The organism is Ursidibacter sp. B-7004-1, from assembly GCF_053654055.1.
In genome coordinates this window covers 1-20,666 of sequence record NZ_JBSIUP010000010.1, presented here as the reverse complement: position 1 = coordinate 20,666, position 20,666 = coordinate 1, and the positions used below count along the sequence as shown (strand labels likewise).

Annotated in this window: 14 protein-coding genes; 5 read left to right on the top strand and 9 right to left on the bottom strand. The window is 39.0% G+C overall.

The genetic code is table 11. The features are described from left to right. Positions 1-153 precede the first annotated feature (153 nt). Positions 154-1,491: an anaerobic C4-dicarboxylate transporter gene (locus ACWIW0_RS04800; RefSeq protein WP_454452420.1), complete on the bottom strand. Its 1,338-nt coding sequence runs from the start codon at positions 1,489-1,491 to the stop codon at positions 154-156. 154 nt (positions 1,492-1,645) lie between these two features. Between ACWIW0_RS04800 and aphA the strand changes: the two genes are divergently transcribed. Then, a complete protein-coding gene (gene aphA, locus ACWIW0_RS04795) occupies positions 1,646-2,368 on the top strand; it encodes an acid phosphatase AphA (protein WP_454452419.1) in 723 nt (240 codons plus the stop codon). Between the two features lie 226 nt (positions 2,369-2,594). Then, a complete protein-coding gene (locus ACWIW0_RS04790; protein ID WP_454447043.1) occupies positions 2,595-4,016 on the top strand; it encodes a sucrose-specific PTS transporter subunit IIBC in 1,422 nt (473 codons plus the stop codon). 232 nt (positions 4,017-4,248) lie between these two features. Here ACWIW0_RS04790 and ACWIW0_RS04785 read toward each other — a convergent pair whose 3' ends face one another. The 7 genes from ACWIW0_RS04785 to glnA form a co-directional block, all read right to left on the bottom strand. Continuing rightward, positions 4,249-5,844: an ABC transporter ATP-binding protein gene (locus ACWIW0_RS04785; protein WP_157394985.1), complete on the bottom strand. Its 1,596-nt coding sequence runs from the start codon at positions 5,842-5,844 to the stop codon at positions 4,249-4,251. Positions 5,845-5,855: 11 nt separating this feature from the next. Continuing rightward, positions 5,856-6,773 carry an oligopeptide ABC transporter permease OppC gene (gene oppC / locus ACWIW0_RS04780; RefSeq protein ID WP_157394984.1) on the bottom strand — a complete coding sequence of 306 codons (918 nt, stop codon included), beginning with the start codon at positions 6,771-6,773 and terminating at the stop codon, positions 5,856-5,858. Between the two features lie 10 nt (positions 6,774-6,783). After that, on the bottom strand, positions 6,784-7,707 hold the full coding sequence (gene oppB, locus ACWIW0_RS04775; protein ID WP_157394983.1) for an oligopeptide ABC transporter permease OppB: 924 nt from the start codon (positions 7,705-7,707) through the stop codon (positions 6,784-6,786). A 98-nt stretch (positions 7,708-7,805) separates the two neighbouring features. Continuing rightward, the gene (locus tag ACWIW0_RS04770) at positions 7,806-9,443 is read right to left on the bottom strand and encodes an ABC transporter substrate-binding protein (protein WP_157394982.1); all 1,638 of its coding nucleotides are present in this window, start codon (positions 9,441-9,443) and stop codon (positions 7,806-7,808) included. 208 nt (positions 9,444-9,651) lie between these two features. After that, positions 9,652-10,656, bottom strand: a complete 1,005-nt coding sequence (gene ruvB, locus ACWIW0_RS04765; RefSeq protein WP_454452418.1) for a Holliday junction branch migration DNA helicase RuvB — start codon at positions 10,654-10,656, stop codon at positions 9,652-9,654. After that, positions 10,653-11,258: a Holliday junction branch migration protein RuvA gene (ruvA, locus tag ACWIW0_RS04760; protein ID WP_454452417.1), complete on the bottom strand. Its 606-nt coding sequence runs from the start codon at positions 11,256-11,258 to the stop codon at positions 10,653-10,655. Before ruvA ends, ruvB begins: the two co-directional genes overlap by 4 nt. A 148-nt stretch (positions 11,259-11,406) precedes the next feature. After that, on the bottom strand, positions 11,407-12,834 hold the full coding sequence (gene glnA, locus ACWIW0_RS04755) for a type I glutamate--ammonia ligase (protein WP_454452416.1): 1,428 nt from the start codon (positions 12,832-12,834) through the stop codon (positions 11,407-11,409). A gap of 478 nt (positions 12,835-13,312) precedes the next feature. Here glnA and gltB point away from each other — a divergent pair, with 478 nt between their 5' ends. The 3 genes from gltB (at position 13,313) to ACWIW0_RS04740 (ending at position 20,066) form a co-directional block, all read left to right on the top strand. Continuing rightward, entirely contained in the window at positions 13,313-17,779 is a 4,467-nt protein-coding gene (gene gltB / locus ACWIW0_RS04750) for a glutamate synthase large subunit (RefSeq protein WP_454452415.1), read from the top strand. A 65-nt stretch (positions 17,780-17,844) separates the two neighbouring features. Continuing rightward, positions 17,845-19,272 carry an FAD-dependent oxidoreductase gene (locus tag ACWIW0_RS04745; protein ID WP_454452414.1) on the top strand — a complete coding sequence of 476 codons (1,428 nt, stop codon included), beginning with the start codon at positions 17,845-17,847 and terminating at the stop codon, positions 19,270-19,272. 128 nt (positions 19,273-19,400) lie between these two features. Beyond that, positions 19,401-20,066 carry an NAD(P)H-dependent oxidoreductase gene (locus tag ACWIW0_RS04740; RefSeq protein ID WP_454452413.1) on the top strand — a complete coding sequence of 222 codons (666 nt, stop codon included), beginning with the start codon at positions 19,401-19,403 and terminating at the stop codon, positions 20,064-20,066. 124 nt (positions 20,067-20,190) lie between these two features. Here ACWIW0_RS04740 and ACWIW0_RS04735 read toward each other — a convergent pair whose 3' ends face one another. Continuing rightward, positions 20,191-20,538 (bottom strand): helix-turn-helix domain-containing protein, encoded by a 348-nt coding sequence (locus ACWIW0_RS04735; RefSeq protein ID WP_454452412.1) that lies wholly within the window; start codon positions 20,536-20,538, stop codon positions 20,191-20,193. Positions 20,539-20,666 lie beyond the last annotated feature (128 nt).

Genomic DNA, 20,666 nt, shown 5'->3' with positions numbered 1-20,666 from the left:
TTGTAAATCCTAAGTGATAAGATAGTTTTTTGATATTTAAATCACTACATTGATAAAAAAGGAAACTTGAAGCTTGTAATATAAAACATCAAGTCTCCCTTCTAGTAACTATTTTTCTGCAGTACCTTTAAAGGCATTGTTAATTATAAGTCATTAAATCACAATCTCTGCAACGGCAATACCCACTAAGCAAGCCACGACAACACCAATTAAACCAGGCATCATAAAACTGTGGTTGAAGTAGTATTTACCAATTTTGGTTGTACCTGTTACGTCAAAGTTTACTGTGGCAATATCAGACGGATAGTTCGGGATAAAGAAGTAAGCATAGGTTGCTGGCATTAAACCAATCAATAATGGTGCAGGCAAGCCTAATCCAATACCCACAGGTAACATCATTACTGCGGTAGCAGCTTGGCTATTGATCACCACAGATACCGCAAAGAGTGCAAGAGCGAATGTCCAAGGATAGGCTTCAACCATACCTGTAATGCCAGCTTTGAATTGTGGCATTGCATATTGGAAGTAAGTATCGCTCATCCACGCGATCCCGAAAATGGCAATCGCTGCAACCATTCCAGATTTAAATACCACGCCGTTTGGTACGGTTTGTGGGTTAGTTTTAGTCGCAAGTAAAATGATCCCACCAAAGCAGAGCATCATCATTTGAATAATCAATGACATTGAAATTGGTTTGATTTTATCCCCTTCTCCAATTGTGCGAATTTCAGGGAGCATAGCAATAACTACGATTGCAACTAGCGAGAGCAGGAATAAGTAAACAGCTTTTTTAGCATTAGGCGGTAATGCATCATTTAAGGTTGTACTTGTGGTACTTAGAATACGCTCACGCCAAATAGGATCTTGTAAACGGCGTTGATATTCAGGATCGTCTTCTAACTCTTTACCACGACGTAAGCTATAAAGCGAAAGAGCCACAGTACCTGCAAAAGTCGCTGGCACAGTAACAGCAATAATGCTTAATAGGGTAACGTGTTCAAAGCCAGGTAAAGCGGAGATTTTTGCAAGATAAAATACCACTGCCGCAGAAAGTGGGCTTGATGTGATCGCTAATTGCGATGCGACAGAAGCAGCTGCCATTGGGCGTTCTGGACGAATGTTATTTTTAAGGGCAACATCAGCGATAATCGGCATTACAGAATAGACAGAATGACCCGTTCCAAGCATAAATGTCATTACATAAGTAACTAATGGCCCAAGTAATGTTACACGTTTAGGATTTTTACGCAGAATTTTTTCTGCCACCTGTAACATAAATTTCAAGCCTCCTGCTGCTTCTAAAATAGATGCACAGGTTACAACGGCTAAAATAATCAGCATTACATCAATAGGTGCTTTTCCGACAGGCATTCGAAGGATAAAAACTTCTACAACTAAACCAATTCCAGATACCACTCCTAAACCAATACCGCCATAGCGGCTACCTGCATATAAAAATGCAAGTAATAACAAAAACTCAAAATAGAGCATATTGACCTCGTTAAAATTAAAAAACTGACGCTATTTTACATTTAATTATTTTGATTAGTTTTAACTAAATCAAAGAAACTGATAATTATTCATTGAGAAGGAAAAATAGGCTGATTAGAATAGCCACCCTTGACTTAACTATTCGGAGTTTACAATGAAATTACTTACCAAAACGACAATGGCAACTATTCTTGGGTTAGTGATGGCGGTTTCTGCACAAACAGCCCCGAAAGAACCTTATACTCAAGCAGGGTTTAGTACAAGACAAGCAGAAGAGCAACAAGCACCGATCCACTGGGTTTCAATTGCACAAATTAAAGAAAGTTTGAAAGATAAGCCACCAATGAATGTTAGCTTTGATATCGATGATACGGTATTAGCGAGTAGTGGTTGTTTCTACTACGGTAAAGAGAAGTATTCGCCAAATGATTATAGTTATCTGAAAAATCAAGATTTCTGGGACGAGATCAATGCAGGTTGCGATAAATACTCTATTCCAAAACTGGTTGCAAAAGAGCTGATTGATATGCACCAAGAGCGTGGCGATCAAATCTTCTTTATTACTGGGCGTACAGCAGGTAAAGATGATCAGGTTACCCCATTGTTAGAGAAAACATTTAAGGTAAAAAATATGCAGCCTGTTAATTTTATGGGCGGACACGGTCAAGAACAGTTGAAAACCAAATATAATAAAGCAGCAGGTATTTTAAAACATAATGTACAGCTACATTATGGCGATAGTGATGATGATATTCTTGCTGCTAAAGAAGCAGGTATTCGTGGTATCCGAGTATTACGAGCAACAAATTCAACCTATACACCTTTCCCACAAGCGGGAGGTTATGGCGAAGAAGTTATTGTAAATTCTAGCTATTAATTCAGCGTCTATTCATTCTTAAGCGGTTAGATATGCGATATTTTTTGCAGATCTAACCGCTTTATTTTTCTCTGACATCTCTATTATTTTTGCTAAATTTGCTAAAAATGTGATCTAGGTTACAAAACTAAAACGTTTTAGCAAATTTTGCTTTTTAAGCTAAAACGTTTTAGTTTAGAATGTACACGATTAATTTTTATATTCAACACTCAAATAGGTGGTAACTATGAACTTCCCTCAAATTGCTCAGCAAGTGATAGATAAACTTGGTGGCAAAGAAAATATTTCAGCGGCGGCACATTGTGCAACCCGTTTACGTATGGTTGTAAAAGACGAAAATCTTATTGATAAAGAAGGTATTGAAAATATTGATGGCGTAAAAGGTCAGTTTTCAGTAGCAGGGCAATATCAAATTATTTTCGGTTCAGGCACAGTAAACAAAGTACACGCAGAATTAACTAAAATTCTTGGTATCGGCGATATGACAACTTCGGAAGTTGCTAGTGCTGGAGCAGAAAAACAAAATCCATTACAACGTGCAGTTAAAGGGTTAGCTGACATCTTTGTTCCGATTATCCCTGCAATCGTTGCAGGCGGTTTGCTAATGGGTATTCACTCAATGCTAACGGCAAAAGGGTTCTTTGCTGAAGGGGTTAATGTTGTCGATATGTATCCGGGTATTGCGGATCTAGTCGATCTAATGAACACCTTTGCTAACGCACCTTTTGTGTTCTTACCTGTATTACTTGGCTTCTCGGCAACTCGTAAATTTGGCGGTAACCCATTCTTAGGGGCTGCATTGGGTATGTTATTAGTTCACCCTGCATTAGCAGATGGCTGGAACTATGCTCTTACACTGGCTAACGGCAATATTCAATACTGGAATGTACTTGGTCTAGAAATTGAGAAAGTTGGCTATCAAGGTACTGTTATTCCAACCTTAGTTTCTGCGTGGGTATTGGCAACCTTAGAGAAAGGTTTCCGCAAAATTGTCCCTTCTTTCTTAGATAACTTAATTACTCCGTTATTCTCGTTATTTATCGCAGGATTCTTAGCATTTACTGTAATCGGGCCTTTAGGTCGTGAAGCTGGTTCATTGATTAGTGCAGGATTAACTTGGTTATATGATAGTTTAGGTTTCATCGGTGGGGCAATCTTCGGTACTTTCTATGCACCGATTGTTATCACAGGTATGCACCAAACCTTCATCGCAGTAGAAACGCAATTATTAGCAGAAGTGGCAAACACTGGTGGTACTTTCATCTTCCCAATCGCTGCAATGTCAAACGTAGCACAGGGTGCAGCTTGTTTAGGAGCGGCATTTGTAATGAAAGATGCGAAAACGCGTGGTATCGCAGTGCCTTCTGGTATCTCTGCTTTACTTGGTATTACCGAACCAGCAATGTTCGGTGTAAACTTACGCTTCCGTTACCCATTCATCGCAGCAATGATCGGAGCTGGTGTATCAAGTGCCTTTATCGCTTTCTTCAATGTAAAAGCAATCGCATTAGGTGCGGCAGGTTTACCAGGTATTCCATCAATTAAACCTGAAAGTTTAGGTATGTATTGTGTGGGAATGGCAATTTCAGCAGCATTAGCCTTTACTATTACGGTTATTTTGGGTAAACGTGCTCAAGCAAAAGCGTAAAAGTTAAATTAAGCTGATAAAAAAACCACCTAATCGTAAGAGAAGGTGGTTTTTTTGTTACTGTACGTCCTAAAATACGAGCCATTCTTGTCCTTGTTATGGTATATCGCTAAAGAAAACCATCAAACACAGGCAAATTTTATTAAAATGAGTTTTATACGACTGCATAATACCCAATTTACTCTCCCATATACAAACAGTGTAATGGGTAAAGTAGTGCTATTCATTACACCTATAAATTAGATGCCTCAATTAGGCGTTTAGTATAAGCGTCTTGTGGTTGTTCAAAAATTTGTTTTGAATCCCCCGCTTCTACTACATTCCCTTTACTCATTACAATCACACGATCGCTTAATGCTCTTACCACCGATAAGTCGTGGCTAATGAAGATGTAACTCAAGCCATATTTTTTCTGTAAATTATTAAGCAATTCAACTACTGTAATTTGCGTTGAGCGGTCAAGGGCGGAAGTTGGTTCATCAAGTAAGACAAACTTTGGCTCTAAAATAATCGCACGAGCAATTGCAATACGCTGACGCTGCCCACCTGAAAATTCGTGTGGATAACGGTTAATCATTGAAGGAGATAAGTTTACTTCTTCAAGGGTTTTCATTACTTTTTCACGACGCTGCTCTTTGCTCATTTGTGGATAATGCACTAACAAACCTTCGCCAATAATTTCACCAACGGTTAAACGAGGGGAAAGAGAGTTAAATGGATCTTGGAATACCATTTGCATATCTTTCTTCAATGCTTTACGTTCTTCCGCTGATAGTGCCGCAATATCTTGGTCTGCAAACGCAATTTTTCCACGATAGCCTAAAATTTGCATAATCGCTCGCCCAAGTGTTGATTTACCCGAACCCGATTCACCCACAATCCCTAATGTTTCACCTACTTTTAGATTAAGTGAAATATCTTTAACGGCAGTAAAGACTTTTTTCGGTTTACCAAATAGAGAACGTTTTAAAACGTAATCAACAAAAACATTTTCAGCGTTGATCAATACTTTAGTATTTTCATCAAGTGGCTGTTTAAGATTTGCTGGGATTGGCGTTAATAATTCAACAGTATAAGGGTGCTGCGGATTATTGAATACTTGTTGCGTATCACCACGCTCAATAATTTCCCCATTCTGCATTACACACACATAATCACTATATTTTTGTACTAGACGTAAATCGTGTGAAATTAGAATAATTGCCATACCCATATCTGCTTGTAAATCGTGCATTAAATCAAGAATTTCAGCTTGGGTAGTAACATCTAGTGCAGTAGTCGGCTCGTCAGCAATCAATAAATCTGGCTTATTGATAATTGCCATTGCGATCATAATACGTTGTAATTGTCCGCCTGAAAATTCGTGCGGATAGCACTTCATTTTTTTCGCTGCATCAGGAATTTTAACTTTTTCAAGCATTTCTAATGCGTGTTTATGTGCTTCATCTTTACTCATTCCTTGATGATGGGTACTCATTGCTTCAGCAACTTGTTCACCAATCGGTAAATAAGGATTTAGAGAAGTCATTGGTTCTTGGAAAATCATACCAATGCGATCACCACGCAATGTTCTCATCTCTTTTTCAGATAGACGTAGAATTTCTTTATCTTCAAAAACGATTGATGAATTTTCACCGTAGGTAACGATATTTTTTGGTAACAACTGCATAATCGACATTGATGTTACAGATTTACCTGAACCTGACTCGCCCACGATAGCGAGTGTTTGCCCTTTTTCGACACCAAAAGAAATATTACGAACAGCGTGAACCAATTCTTCATCTGTTTTAAGATATACGTCTAAATTTTTTACTTCTAATAATTTCATTTCGTTACACCTTATTTGTCTTTCGGATCGAATGCATCACGCAAGCCATCGCCAATAAAGTTAAAGCAGAACAGCGTTAAGCAAAGGAAAAATGCAGGGAAAGCTAATAGCCAAGGCGATGTTTCCATTTGGGCGGCACCATCACTCAACAATGCCCCCCAGCTACTCATTGGCTCTTGTGTTCCTAACCCTAAGAAACTCAAAAATGACTCAAATAAAATCAATGATGGTACTTCTAAAGAGGCATAAACCACAACAATACCTAATACATTTGGAATAATATGTTTCCAAATAATTTGGCGTTTCGGTACGCCACAAACAATTGCCGCTTCAATAAACTCTTTATTTTTTAAGCTGAGTGTTTGCCCACGAACAATACGAGCAAGGCTAAGCCACGCAATCATTCCAATAGCCACAAAAATTAACAAAATATTTTGCCCGAAGAACGTAACTAACAAAATAACGAAGAACATAAATGGGAACGAGCTTAAAATTTCAAGTAAACGCATCATTACCATATCCACTTTGCCGCCTACATAGCCAGAAATTGCCCCATAAATTGTACCGATAATAACGGCAATAAATGCACCTGCAATTCCAACCATTAACGAAATTCGCCCGCCCATTGCAATACGAACGAGCAAATCACGCCCTGAAGCGTCCGTCCCTAAATAGTGCTGAGATTCAATACTTGGCGGTGCACTCATCATATTCCAGTCTGTTTCGTCAAAAGAGAACGGCATTAACATTGGTGCAAAAGTAATAAATAGCACAATGAAAAATAAAATAATAAGGCTAGCTACCGCTGCTTTATTACGGAAGAAACGGCGGCGAGCATCTTGCCATAAGCTACGACCTTCAATAACCGCTTCGGTAGATTGTTGAACTAATTTATCTGCAAGTTCTTGATTCTTTTTATTTGCTAACATCTCACACTCCTTATGAATAACGAATCTTCGGATCGATAACTGCATAGAGAATATCGACAATAGCATTAAATAAGATAGTTAATGAGCCAACCATAATGGTTAAACTTAATACTAGTGAGTAGTCACGGTTTAATGCACCGTTTACGAAAAGTTGCCCAATACCAGGTAAACCGAACACGCTTTCAATTACCATTGAGCCTGTAATAATTCCCACAAAGGCTGGGCCTAAATAAGTAATAACAGGTAATAGTGCTGGGCGTAATGCGTGTTTGAAAATGATTTTATTCATAGGCAAACCTTTAGCGATTGCGGTACGAATAAAGTTTGAGTGAAGCACTTCAATCATTGAACCACGAGTAATACGCGCAATCCCTGCCACATAACCGATTGTTAAAGAGAGAACAGGCAATACCATATAATAGATCTGCCCACCGTTCCAGCCACCTGCAGGTAGCCATTTTAAATAAATAGCAAAGAAAAGGACGAGTAATGGAGCGAATACAAAACTTGGCATAATCACCCCAGTCATCGCAAAGGACATTATGATGTAATCCCACCTACTATTTTGTTTCAACGCTGCTACTGTACCTGCTAATAAGCCAATGGTTACCGCAAAACAGAATGCAATAATACCTAATTTGAATGAGACAGGGAAAGCAGACGCAATTAGATCATTCACCGTTTGATCTTTATATTTGAATGAAGGCCCAAAATCACCTTGAGAGAGATCTTTCAAGTAAATGAAATACTGTTTATATAACGGCTCATTTAGATGATATTTGGCTTCAATATTTGCCATAACTTCAGGGGAATAAGCACGTTCAGAAGTAAATGGGCTACCTGGTGCTAATCGCATTAAAAAGAAAGAAAGGGTAATAAGGAGAAAAAGCGTTGGAATCGCTTCCATAATCCTTTTCAAAATAAATTTCAACATTGGTAAATACTCCAATCCGTTCGGTAAAATAAAAATAAGCGGTAAGATTACTTAAAAAATTTACAAATTTTAAAAGTTATCCTACCGCTTTACATCAATTATTGCTTAATGAGATAGAGGTTTCTGAGATAGATATGATCTTGTGCATCTTTACCTGAATAACCTTTCACATAAGGTTTCACTAAACGTGTATTAACATAGTTATAAACAGGAATAACAGCTGCATCTTTAGCTAAGATCGCTTCAGCTTTAGCATAAGCGGCTTCACGACCTGCTGCATCTGTCGCTTTATAAGACTCTGCCACTGCGTTGTCATACTCTGCACTCTTATAGAAACCAGTATTGTTACTAGATGTTGATAAGAAGTAGTTTACGAATGTGGTTGCTTGGTCATAATCACCGCTCCAACCTGCACGAGCAATATCGTAGTTCCCTTGACGGCGACTATCGATATACGTTTTCCACTCTTGGTTCTCTAATTTCACATCAATTAAGCCTTTTGTATTTGATTTCCAAATAGAAGCGGCAGCAATTGCAATTTTCTTGTGGTTTTCATTTGTGTTATAGAGAATAGTAAATTTAAGTGGATTTGATTTGCTATAACCTGCTTCTTCTAATAATTTGATCGCTTTTTCATTACGTTCATTCATTGGCTGTTTAGAATATTCAGGTTGTTGAATTTGTCCACCTTCAGAAATATAGGTTGGCGTAAACACATAAGTTGCTTCTTGACCTTGTGCCAATACTTTATCTGTAATCACATTACGATCTAAAGCAAGGTTTAATGCTTCACGAACTTTTACATTATCAAAAGGAGCTTTCTTATTGTTGATTTCATACATATAAGTCGCAAGCGTTTTTGTAACAAATAATTCGTTTGGTAATTCTGCTTTTAATTTAGGGAATTGCTCTGGCGGTAAACCATAGTTTGTAATATCAATTTCGCCCGCACGATAACGTTGAACATCAGTATTTGAGCTTACAACCGCTAAGAAAGTGGCTTTATTGATGACGGTTTCTTTATCATTCCAGTAGCTTGGGCTACGTTCAAATACAATTTTCTCATTGATAACGTGATCTGCTAATTTATAAGCACCATTTCCTACATAGTTTTCTTTTTTCACCCACGCATCACCTAACTTTTCAACCACTTTTTGTGGTACAGGTAACATTGATTGGTGAGTTGTCATTCCCACTAAATAAGGAACAGGGTTACTTAATGTAACTTGGAAAGTGTAATCATCAACAGCTTTTAAACCGAGTTCTTCTGGTTTTTTCTTACCTTCAATCACCGCTTGTGCATTTTCAACTTGTAAGTAGTCTAAATAACTCGCATAAGGTGAGGCAGTAGTTGGGTTAGCTAAACGCTGCCAAGAGTAAACAAAGTCGTGAGCAGTAACAGGATCACCGTTTGACCACTTAGCTTCTGGGCGAAGTTTAAACGTCCATACTTTAAAATCAGGAGTACTTTCCCAAGAAACCGCAATACCAGGAATAATATTGCCATCGCTATCTTTAGTCACTAAACCTTCAAGTAATTGATAAACTACTTGTGATTCTGGCACACCTTCAGTTTTATGTGGGTCAAAGCTTTGAGGCTCAGCACTGTTATTGATGACAACTTCTTGTTTTTCTGCAAGTTGTGTCCCTTCTGGTACTTTTGCAGCAAAAGCAGAAACTGAAAGCCCCAACGCAACTGCTGAAGCAAGTAAAGAACGAGCGAATGTTGTTTGCATAAAAATTCTCCTGATTGGATTAATTTAACTAATTCCTGTAATTAGTATCTTAAAAAATGACTTTTGTAAAGTTTTTGTTAATCTTAAAGTTAAGTAATTTTTGGTTATGCGAATTACATCACGAAATTTAATCACTCAAGCCTAAAAAACAAGCGGTCTGTTTTTCTAAAAATCTTGCAAAAGATTTTGTTAAACAGACCGCTTATCGCTATTCAAATTTGGTCATTCCGAAGTGAGCATAAGTGCGTGATGTTGCTATTCTTCCCCTTGGTGTGCGTTGTAAAAATCCTTGTTGAATAAGGTAAGGCTCTAGCACATCTTCAATAGTATCCCGTTCTTCGCCAATAGCAGCAGCGAGATTATCTAACCCAACAGGCCCACCATCAAAGCGTTCTAATACGGCGGATAATAATTTTCTGTCCATAAAATCAAACCCTTCAGGATCAACATCTAGCATCGTTAAGGCTTGTTTGGCAATTTCTGATGAAATAATCCCCTTATTGCGAACGTCCGCAAAATCTCGCACTCGGCGAAGTAAGCGGTTTGCAATTCTTGGCGTTCCCCTTGAGCGACGGGCAATTTCAAAAGCCCCATCTTGCGATAAGTTGAGATTTAAACAGCTGGCACTTCGGCTAACAATAGAAGTCAGATCTTCAACTGAATAAAATTCCAAGCGTTGCACAATGCCAAAACGATCTCGCAATGGTGAAGTGAGAGAGCCTGCTCGAGTGGTTGCTCCAACAAGGGTAAAAGGCGGAAGATCTAATTTAATTGAACGAGCTGCTGGGCCTTCACCAATCATAATATCCAGTTGGTAATCTTCCATTGCAGGATATAAAACTTCTTCTATCGCAGGGGATAAGCGGTGAATTTCGTCAATAAATAACACATCATAAGGCTCTAAATTAGTTAGCATTGCAGCAAGATCACCTGCTTTTTCAAGCACAGGACCTGATGTCGTACGAATGTTTACGCCCATTTCATTGGCGACAATGTTAGCCAACGTTGTTTTTCCTAGCCCTGGTGGACCAAAAATTAACAGATGATCTAACGCATCATTACGCAATTTAGCCGCTTTAATAAAAATTTCCATTTGCTCACGCACTGAAGGCTGCCCTACATAATCCGTCAGCATTTTAGGTCGAATAGCTCGATCAATGGCTTCCTCTTCACGCTTTGGCGTGGCACTTATAATTCTATCGGCTTCTATCATAATGAATTTTTCAAGGCTTCTCGAATAAGCTGTTCACTTGTTGCATCAGCTTTATTGACTTTCTTAATCATCTTCTCTGCATCTTGTGGTTTATAACCTAAGGCAATTAACGCATCACGAGCTTCATCGGCTGGATCGGCTTTATCACTTGCGATAATTTGATGAGCTGGTTGTTCAGCAAAGAAATCGCTCTGCTCCATACCTTTAAATTTACCTTTCAGCTCAACCAATAAACGTTCAGCAGTTTTACGCCCAATACCGGGGATTTTGGTTAATTTTGCGAGTTCTTCTTGCTCTACGGCAGTGGCAAATTGTGAGACAGACATTGCAGAAAGAATAGCAAGGGCAAGTTTAGGGCCAACACCATTGGTTTTAATTAACTCACGAAAGAGCGTGCGATCTTGCTTTTGAGCAAAACCAAAAAGTAAGTGAGCATCTTCTCGCACAACGAGGTGGGTAAAAATAGTGGCCTCTTCGCCAACTTGGCCAAGATTATAAAAACTGGTCATAGGTAGCAAAATTTCATAGCCTACGCCTTGTACATCAAGCACCATTTCAGGTGGAGATTTTTCGAGAATTTTTCCGTGAAGTCTGCCGATCATTATCTTTATTGCTGAATTTAAAAGCCGTTAGCATAGCGGAAAACTGGATAAAATAACAGATCAAGCGGTGAGATTGTTGCAAATTTTTGCACCTAAGAATCCCCGTCTCTTACGACGGGGAAGGTAAGTAATATGGAATTATACGAGACTATGCATAATACATCTCAAATTCCACTGGGTGTGGAGTCATATTTAAACGCTCAACTTCTTTACGTTTCATTTCAATATATGTTTCGATGAAGTCTTTGGTAAATACGCCACCTTGAGTTAAGAATTCGTAATCTTCAGCAAGATTACTTAATGCTTCTTCTAGTGAGCTTGATACCGCTGGAATACCTTGTAACTCTTCTGGTGGTAAGTCATACAGGTTTTTATCCATTGCATCACCTGGGTGGATTTTATTGATAACACCATCTAAACCAGCCATCAATAATGCCGCAAATGCTAAGTATGGGTTAGCTAGTGGATCTGGGAAACGAGCTTCAACACGCGTTGCTTTCGGGCTAGTAACTGCTGGAATACGGATAGACGCAGAACGGTTACTTGCTGAGTAAGCGAGTAATACAGGGGCCTCAAAACCTGGTACTAAACGTTTATAAGAGTTTGTACTTGGGTTTGTAAATGCGTTTAGGGCTTTAGCGTGTTTGATAATACCGCCGATGTAGTAAAGTGCCGTTTCGGATAAACCTGCGTATTTGTCCCCCATAAAAACGTTTTTACCATCTTTGCTTAATGACATATTACAGTGCATTCCTGAACCATTATCACCAGTAATTGGTTTTGGCATAAAACACGCTGTTTTACCGTGTTCTACGGCAACGTTTTGTACTACATATTTATAGATTTGAGTTTCATCAGCTTTTAAGGTTAGGCTGTTAAAACGGGTAGCAATTTCATTTTGACCTGCGGTTGCAACTTCGTGATGGTGAGCTTCAATCACTAAGCCTAATTCTTCCATAATTAAACACATTTCAGAACGAATGTCGTGTGCGGTATCGTTTGGTGCAACAGCACAATATCCACCTTTTTTCAATGGACGATAAGCATTGTTTCCACCTTCGTAACGTTTATTTGTATTCCAAGCAGCTTCAATATCATCAACTTCATAAGAGTTGCCATTCATACCTACGCCAAAGCGAACATCATCAAATAAGAAAAATTCAGGTTCAGGACCAAATAACACACTGTCAGCAATGCCTGTTGATTTTAGATAATTTTCAGCACGAGTTGCGATAGAACGTGGGTCACGATCATAGCTTTGCATTGTGTTTGGGTCGTAGATACTACAGCGGATAGTTAGGGTAGGGATTTGAGCGAAAGGATCAACAGCAGCGGTTTCAGGGATTGGCATTAACAGCATATCGGCTTTGTTAATCGTTCGCCAACCTTCAACAGATGAACCATCGAACATTTTTCCTTCTTCAAACAAATCTTCTAAATCATCTGCAACTAAGGAAACAGGGAGAGAAACACCGTGCTCTTTACCTTTAATATCAGTAAATTTAAGCAGCACGAACTTAATATCGTTATCACGAATTAGCTTAGCTACATTCGCAATCGCGGTTGAATTAGACATATAGCAATCCTCTTAATAAAGTCAAAATCTATTGCTTTAAAAGCAACGCTACTAACATATCACACAAAAAGGAAACATTAATAGCCCACAGAGTAAAATAGCGTAAAAATTCTTAGGAAACTAAATATCATCTAATAAAATTTATAAAAACATAGAAAATATTCAATAATAATAACAATCTTATTGTTACCTATCTTTTGCAAAATATAATTGCGTTCTTACTGTTTACTCCTTACCATTAGGGGAATTCAAATGGTGAATAAACAGAATACTCCCTAAATTTTCTACTAAAATCTAGCTAAATTTAGATTAGATATTATTTAATCAGATCATTTAATTGAGAAACATTATCAATTTCTGTATAAGAATTTTCACTTTATATTAGATTTTTTATTGATTTAAATAAAAAAATCTAATATGTTTTATAGCCTATCATTTTGATTATTTTTTTACAATATAAAATTTGGATGTGGAACCTATGAAAAAACTTTATGAAAGCTCGTTTGAGCGAGAAAACTGTGGATTTGGTTTAATTGCCAATATTGATGGTGTCCAAAGCCACAAAGTTGTGCGTAATGGCATTTTAGGATTATCACGAATGCAACATCGTGGTGCTATTTTATCTGATGGTAAAACAGGCGATGGTTGTGGTTTATCGTTACAGATGCCCGAAGGATTTTTTCGTGCCATAGCGGAAGAAAATGGCTTTTCTCTCGCAAAGATTTTTGGTGTAGGGCAAATTTTCTTACCTAGAGATGAAGCCCTTGCGAAAGAATATATTGACATTATCAATGAAGAATTAACTCAAGAAACCCTTGGTATTCCTGCTTGGCGTGATGTACCTATAAATCCTGCTGTATTAGGGGAAATAGCCCTTGCAGATATGCCAACGATCAAACAGGTTTTCATCAATGCCCCAAGTGGTTGGCGAGTGCAAGATTTACAACGCCGTTTGTTTGTTGCTCGCCGCCGAATTGAAAAACGTATTACCCATCCAGATTTTTATATTTGTAGTTTCTCTAACCAAACTATCGTATATAAAGGCTTGTGTATGCCAAAAGATCTGCCTAAATTCTATTTGGATTTAGCAGATCTACGAATGCAAACCGCAATCTGTCTATTCCATCAACGTTTTTCCACCAATACTCAACCACGTTGGAAATTAGCACAGCCATTCCGATATTTAGCCCATAATGGAGAGATCAATACTATCTCTGGCAACAGAGCTTGGGCAAGAGCAAGAGCCTATAAATATCGTACACCACTTATTCCCGATTTATATACAGCGGCACCATTTGTGAATGAAACAGGCTCAGATTCTAGCTCGTTAGATAATATGTTAGAGCTGTTTGTTAGTGGGGGAATGGATCTTTTCAGAGCGATGCGTTTGCTTGTTCCACCTGCTTGGCAACAAAATCCTGATATGGACGATGATTTGCGTGCTTTCTACGATTTTAACTCAATGCATATGGAACCTTGGGACGGGCCAGCAGGGATTGTATTATCCGATGGTCGCTATGCTGCCTGTAACTTAGACCGTAATGGTTTACGCCCTGCTCGATATGTTATTACGGAAGACCGTTTAATTACGATAGCCTCAGAAGTTGGTATTTGGAATTATGCCCCAGATGAAGTTGTGGAAAAGGGACGTGTGGGGCCAGGACAGCTACTAGTTATTGATACGAAAAAGGGGAAAGTAGTTCATTCTGCTGAAATTGATAATGAAGTCAAAGCAAGACACCCTTATCGTGAATGGCTAACCAAAAATGTGCAACGTTTAATCCCATTTGAGCAGCTACCTGAAAATGAAGTCGGTGAAGCATCAATGGACGAAATACAGCTAAAAGTCTATCAAAAACAATTTTTATACGACAATGAAGAACTCGAAAATGTTATTCGTATATTAGGAGAAAGTGGGCAAGAAGCGGTTGGCTCAATGGGTGATGACACTCCTTTTGCAGTATTAAGTGAGAATTCTCGTACGCTCTTTGATTATTTCCGCCAATATTTTGCACAAGTTACTAACCCACCTATTGATCCATTGCGTGAAGCTCACGTAATGACGCTCGCAACCAGTATCGGACGAGAAATGAGTGTGTTTTTTGAAGCTGAAGGAATGTCGCATCGGGTGAATTTTAAATCGCCGATTTTAGTCTATTCCGATATGCAACAAATCTTACGTTTACCGTCAGAGCATTATAAACACACTATTTTAGATATTACTTATAATCCTGACCAACAAGGGCTAAAACAAGCACTTGAAGAACTGTGTGAAAATGCAAAAAAACTAGTTCAACAAGGCACTGTTTTACTCATTCTCTCAGACAGAAATCTAACCCAAGATCGCCAGCCTATCCCAAGTGCATTAGCAGTTGGTGCATTACAAAATTGCTTAGTGGAAGCAAATTTACGTTGTGATACAAACATTATCATTGAAACCGCAGAAGCTCGAAATCCACATCATTTTGCTGTTTTAATCGGATTAGGTGCAACCGCTGTATATCCTTATCTAGCCTATGAGACATTAGCTCAAATGGTTCATTCAGGGGCAATTCGTAAACCATTAAGAACGGTAACCGCGAATTTCCGCAATGGTATCAACAAAGGGCTATACAAAATTATGTCTAAAATGGGGATCTCTTGCGTATCGTCTTATCGTTGTTCGAGATTATTTGAGATTGTAGGGTTAAATAGTGAAATCACATCACTTTGTTTCCCTGGAATGAGTTCTCGCATTGAAGGTGCAAGTTTTGCAGATTTAGAGCAACAACTAACCGCTTGTCGTAAGCGTGCGTGGCGAGCTAGCCAAGATCTTGAGATGGGTGGCTATCTCAAATATAAACCGAAAGGCGAATATCACGCTTATAACCCAGATGTAGTGAATAGCTTACAAGCTGCGGTGAATATGGGAGATTACGAGAAATACAAACTTTTCCGAGATGTCGTCAATAATCGTCCAGTAACGACTTTACGAGATTTACTTCGCCTAAAAACAGAGGCAGGAAACAGCATCGCCATCGAGAAAGTAGAAGCTGCAGAACATTTATACAAACGTTTTGACAGTGCTGCTATGTCTATTGGTGCGTTAAGCCCCGATGCTCACGAAGCCCTTGCTGTTGCAATGAATAGATTAGGTGGATACTCTAACTCAGGTGAAGGCGGTGAAGATCCAAAACGCTATGGCACAGAAAAAGTCTCTAAAATAAAGCAAGTTGCATCAGGACGCTTTGGTGTTACGCCTGCTTATTTAATGAGTGCAGAAGTAATTCAAATCAAAGTAGCTCAAGGGGCAAAACCTGGTGAAGGTGGACAACTTCCAGGAGATAAAGTAACGCCTTATATTGCACAGCTCCGCTATTCAGTGCCTGGTTCAACGTTAATATCGCCACCGCCACATCACGATATTTATTCGATTGAAGATTTAGCACAGCTTATCTTTGATCTTAAACAGATTAACCCTAAAGCACTTATTTCAGTCAAACTGGTTTCATTACCTGGTGTCGGGACCATTGCAACAGGGGTAGCAAAAGCCTATGCCGACTTGATTACGATTGCTGGTTATGATGGCGGAACAGGGGCAAGCCCACTTACGAGCGTAAAATATTGCGGCTCGCCTTGGGAGCTAGGATTAGCTGAAGCACAACAAGCATTAGTCGAAAATAACTTACGCCATAAAGTCCGTTTACAAGTTGATGGTGGCTTAAAAACAGGCTTGGATATTGTAAAAGCTGCGATTTTAGGTGCAGAAAGTTTTGGTTTTGGTACTGCACCAATGGTCGCACTAGGTTGCCGATATTTACGCATCTGCCATTTAAATAACTGTGCAACAGGTGTTGCGACTCAAGATGATACTCTTCGCAATAAGCATTATCACGGGCTACCTGAGAAAGTTATCAATTACTTTAAATTTATTGCTCAAGATGTACGAGAAATTCTTGCTCAACTTGGCGTTGAAAAATTAACTGATTTAATCGGGCGAACCGATCTTTTAGAAGTTATTGAAGGCAAAACAAATAAACAGCGTGGTTTAGATTTAGACAAATTGTTGTACTCACCGAAAGTACCGAACGGAAGTAGCCGTTTTTGTACCCAATCTAATCCAACCTTTGACCAAGGTTTATTAAACAAAGCCATTGTTGCACAAGCTCAAAGTGCTTTTGAAAGTGGCTTATCCGTCAATTTAGATTTTGACATCAGTAATTTAGATAGATCAGTGGGAGCTACGCTATCAGGCTTAGTTGCCCACCGTTATGGAAACCGTGGTAATCCATTACAAGAATTTAATATCAATCTAAATGGTACAGCAGGGCAAAGCCTTGGTGTATGGCTTGCAGGGGGAATAAATTTAACCTTAACAGGAGATGCAAACGACTATGTTGGTAAAGGTATGGCTGGCGGACGTATTGTCATCAAACCACATACAGGCGTAGCGTTTAAAGCAGAAGATGCCACTATCGCAGGCAATACTTGTTTATATGGTGCAACAGGTGGGGAATTGTTTGCATCGGGGCGTGCAGGTGAACGTTTTGCAGTTCGTAACTCAGGGGCATTAGCAGTCATCGAAGGCATTGGAGATAACGGTTGTGAATATATGACTGGTGGCGTAGTAACCATTTTAGGTAAAACAGGCATCAACTTTGGTGCAGGAATGACTGGTGGATTTGCCTATGTGCTGGATATGGACGGTAAATTCTTGGACCGTATCAACACTGAATTAGTAGAAGGTTTATCTATCAATGATCTTGCAATGCACCAAGAGTATCTGAGAGGTTTACTTTCTCGCCACGTTGAGCTTACTCATAGTGCAGTTGGTGAACGCATTTTAGCTAACTGGGAGAACTATGTTTCTCGCTTTGTATTAGTGAAACCAAAAGCAAATGATGTTGATGCACTACTCGGGCATAAACGCCGTACAGTGAATGAACTTCGTGCAGTTATACAGTAAATAACTTATTGCTCTCATACTAATTTTTGAGAGCTATTTTAGCAGTGATTACCAAAGGACAAAAAATGAGCCGTAATAATGTTTACCAATTTATCGATCTACCGCGTGTCGATCCAGCCAAAATACCGCTTAATACTCGTAAAACAGAATTTATAGAAATTTACCAACTATTTAGCGACTCACAAGCAACATCACAAGCAGATCGTTGCTTAGAATGTGGCAACCCTTATTGCCAGCACAAATGCCCATTACATAATAATATTCCTAACTGGTTACGACTTGCCAACGAAGGAAGAATTATTGAAGCTGCGGAATTAGCACATAGTACAAACAGCTTACCTGAAGTCTGTGGTCGAGTTTGTCCGCAAGATCGCCTTTGTGAAGGTTCTTGCACCTTAAATGCAGAGTTTGGGGCGGTTACTATCGGTAATGTCGAAAAATATATTACCGAGAAAGCCTTTGAAATGGGGTGGAAACCACAAGTAAAAAATATCCCTAAAGCTCATAAAAAAGTTGCCATTATCGGTTCTGGCCCTGCAGGGCTTGGCTGTGCTGATATTCTGATCCGTAATGGTGTTGATGTCGTTGTTTATGAACGCCAACAAGAAATTGGCGGATTACTGACATTCGGTATTCCGTCATTCAAATTAGAAAAAGAGATAATGAGCCGACGACGTGAAATATTTCAAGAAATGGGAATTAAATTCAAATTAGGTGTTGATGTAGGCAAAGATGTCTTATTAACTGACTTAATTTCTGAATACGATGCCGTATTTCTTGCTGTTGGAACATATCAAGGCGTAAAAGCCAATATTCCAAATGAAAATGCTCAAGGGGTTTATTCAGCACTCCCATTCCTAATTGGAAATACACAACAATTATTAGGCTTTGATGCGCCTGATTATGTATCAATGGAAAATAAACGAGTAGTTGTGTTAGGTGGTGGAGATACCGCAATGGACTGCGTCCGCACCTCTGTTCGCCAAGGTGCAAGCGAAGTAACCTGTGTTTATCGCCGAGATGTCCTGAATATGCCAGGTAGCCGAAAAGAATATAGCAATGCTAAAGAAGAAGGCGTGGAATTTCAATTTAATGCCCAACCGATTGAAATCGAAGCAGATCCTGTTTCTATTGAAACTGACATCACAGGTAAAGTAACTGGCATCAAGGTGGCTAAAACCCAAATGGGTAAAGCAGATGCGAATGGTCGTAGCCAAGCAGAAATTATTGCAGGTAGCGAAGAAGTTATTCCTTGTGATGCAATTATCATCGCATTTGGATTTACGCCACATTCAATACCTTGGTTAGCTGATATAGGTGTATCTACTGACAGCAAGGGCAGAATTGCTACCCAAGGTCTTTTAAAACAGCAAACCACAAACCCGAAAGTCTTTGCAGGAGGCGACATTACTCGTGGTTCAGATCTTGTTGTAACTGCCATTGCAGAAGGGCGAGATGCAGCAGAAAGCATTATGGAATATCTAAATATCTAGTTATTTCTATCCACAAGCGGTAGGATTTACAAAAAAATTTCCCAATCCTACCGCTATTTTCTGTTTTCTATCTACTCCAATCCACTATAAAATACCCCTAATTTTTTATTCATAAAAGGAACAAGCTAATGGCACATATTACCCCACAACAAGTATTAGATGGTTTTCATTATCGTGCATCTACACGCAATTACGACCCTACTCGCAAAATTAGCCCTGAAGATTTTAACTATATTTTAGAACTTGGACGACTCTCACCAAGCTCTGTTGGTTCAGAGCCTTGGCAATTCTTAGTGATCCAAAACCAAGAACTTCGCCAAAAGCTCAAACCAGTTAGCTGGGGAATGGCAACACAAATTGATGATGCAAGCCACGTTATTGCCATTCTAGCGAAAAAGAACGCTCGATATGACTCTGCGTTTCTCAAAGATTCAATGATTAGACGTGGTTTAGTCAATGAAGAGCAACAAGCCTTTGCTTTCGAAAAATACCGCAAGTTCCAAACAGAAGATACAACTATTGCACAAAGCGAACAAACACTCTTTGACTGGGCAAGCAAACAAACTTATATCGCCCTAGCTAATATGCTCACAGGTGCTGCATTAGTTGGTATTGACAGCTGCCCAATTGAAGGTTTTGATTATGCTGCGGTAAACAAAATTTTGGCAGAAACGGGGGCTTTTGACCCAAATGAATGGGGTGTTTCAGTAATGGCAACCTTTGGCTACCGAGCGAAAGAAATCAAACCAAAAGCTCGTAAAGCACTTGAAGAAGTTGTTACTTGGATTGAATAATTTATTTGAGTGATTATTCACACATTGCTTAAATTGTGTTCTCTATTATTACCATTATCAAATATTCGGGCGGGCACAGGACCCGCCCCTACAATGGAATAATTTGGCTCCACTATACCTACCCCTAGCTTGCCTTATGTTTCCAATCAATCATCTTCTCAATTAACAACAATAGCTCCGCTCGCTCCACATCTTCAAGCTGATCTAATAACTTCTCTAAAGCTCTCGCCTGATCAATCGCTCGATAGCTTGTATCGGTGACCAAATCTGCAATTTCACATTGAAAGATTTCGGATAACTCAAGTAAACGTGTAATTGTTGGTATTGTTGTTCCCCGTTCCATTCGAGATACCGCATCATTTCCAATGCCTAAAATTTCCGCTAATTGAGCTTGTGTTAAACCACTGGCTTGCCGATATTTCGCAATCGCACGTCCAATCGTCTGCATTACTTGTTGATTTTTATCTAACACTTTTTGCTCCTTTTAAAAGAGCAAATCATAGGCATTGACTTTTTTTGATAAAGAGCTAAGAATACTGACTTTATACTCCATAGGTATAAAGCAATGATAAAGAAAATTTTTTCTTAGACTGATGACAA

Coding starts and splice junctions, on each gene's coding strand:
- ACWIW0_RS04790 (WP_454447043.1), top strand. CDS start 2,595: ATGAACTTCCCTCAAATTGCTCAGCAAGTGATAGATAAACTTGGTGGC.
- ruvB (WP_454452418.1), bottom strand. CDS start 10,656: ATGATAGAAGCCGATAGAATTATAAGTGCCACGCCAAAGCGTGAAGAG.
- ACWIW0_RS04770 (WP_157394982.1), bottom strand. CDS start 9,443: ATGCAAACAACATTCGCTCGTTCTTTACTTGCTTCAGCAGTTGCGTTG.
- gltB (WP_454452415.1), top strand. CDS start 13,313: ATGAAAAAACTTTATGAAAGCTCGTTTGAGCGAGAAAACTGTGGATTT.
- ACWIW0_RS04785 (WP_157394985.1), bottom strand. CDS start 5,844: ATGAAATTATTAGAAGTAAAAAATTTAGACGTATATCTTAAAACAGAT.
- glnA (WP_454452416.1), bottom strand. CDS start 12,834: ATGTCTAATTCAACCGCGATTGCGAATGTAGCTAAGCTAATTCGTGAT.
- ACWIW0_RS04745 (WP_454452414.1), top strand. CDS start 17,845: ATGAGCCGTAATAATGTTTACCAATTTATCGATCTACCGCGTGTCGAT.
- oppC (WP_157394984.1), bottom strand. CDS start 6,773: ATGTTAGCAAATAAAAAGAATCAAGAACTTGCAGATAAATTAGTTCAA.
- aphA (WP_454452419.1), top strand. CDS start 1,646: ATGAAATTACTTACCAAAACGACAATGGCAACTATTCTTGGGTTAGTG.
- ACWIW0_RS04740 (WP_454452413.1), top strand. CDS start 19,401: ATGGCACATATTACCCCACAACAAGTATTAGATGGTTTTCATTATCGT.
- oppB (WP_157394983.1), bottom strand. CDS start 7,707: ATGTTGAAATTTATTTTGAAAAGGATTATGGAAGCGATTCCAACGCTT.
- ACWIW0_RS04800 (WP_454452420.1), bottom strand. CDS start 1,491: ATGCTCTATTTTGAGTTTTTGTTATTACTTGCATTTTTATATGCAGGT.
- ruvA (WP_454452417.1), bottom strand. CDS start 11,258: ATGATCGGCAGACTTCACGGAAAAATTCTCGAAAAATCTCCACCTGAA.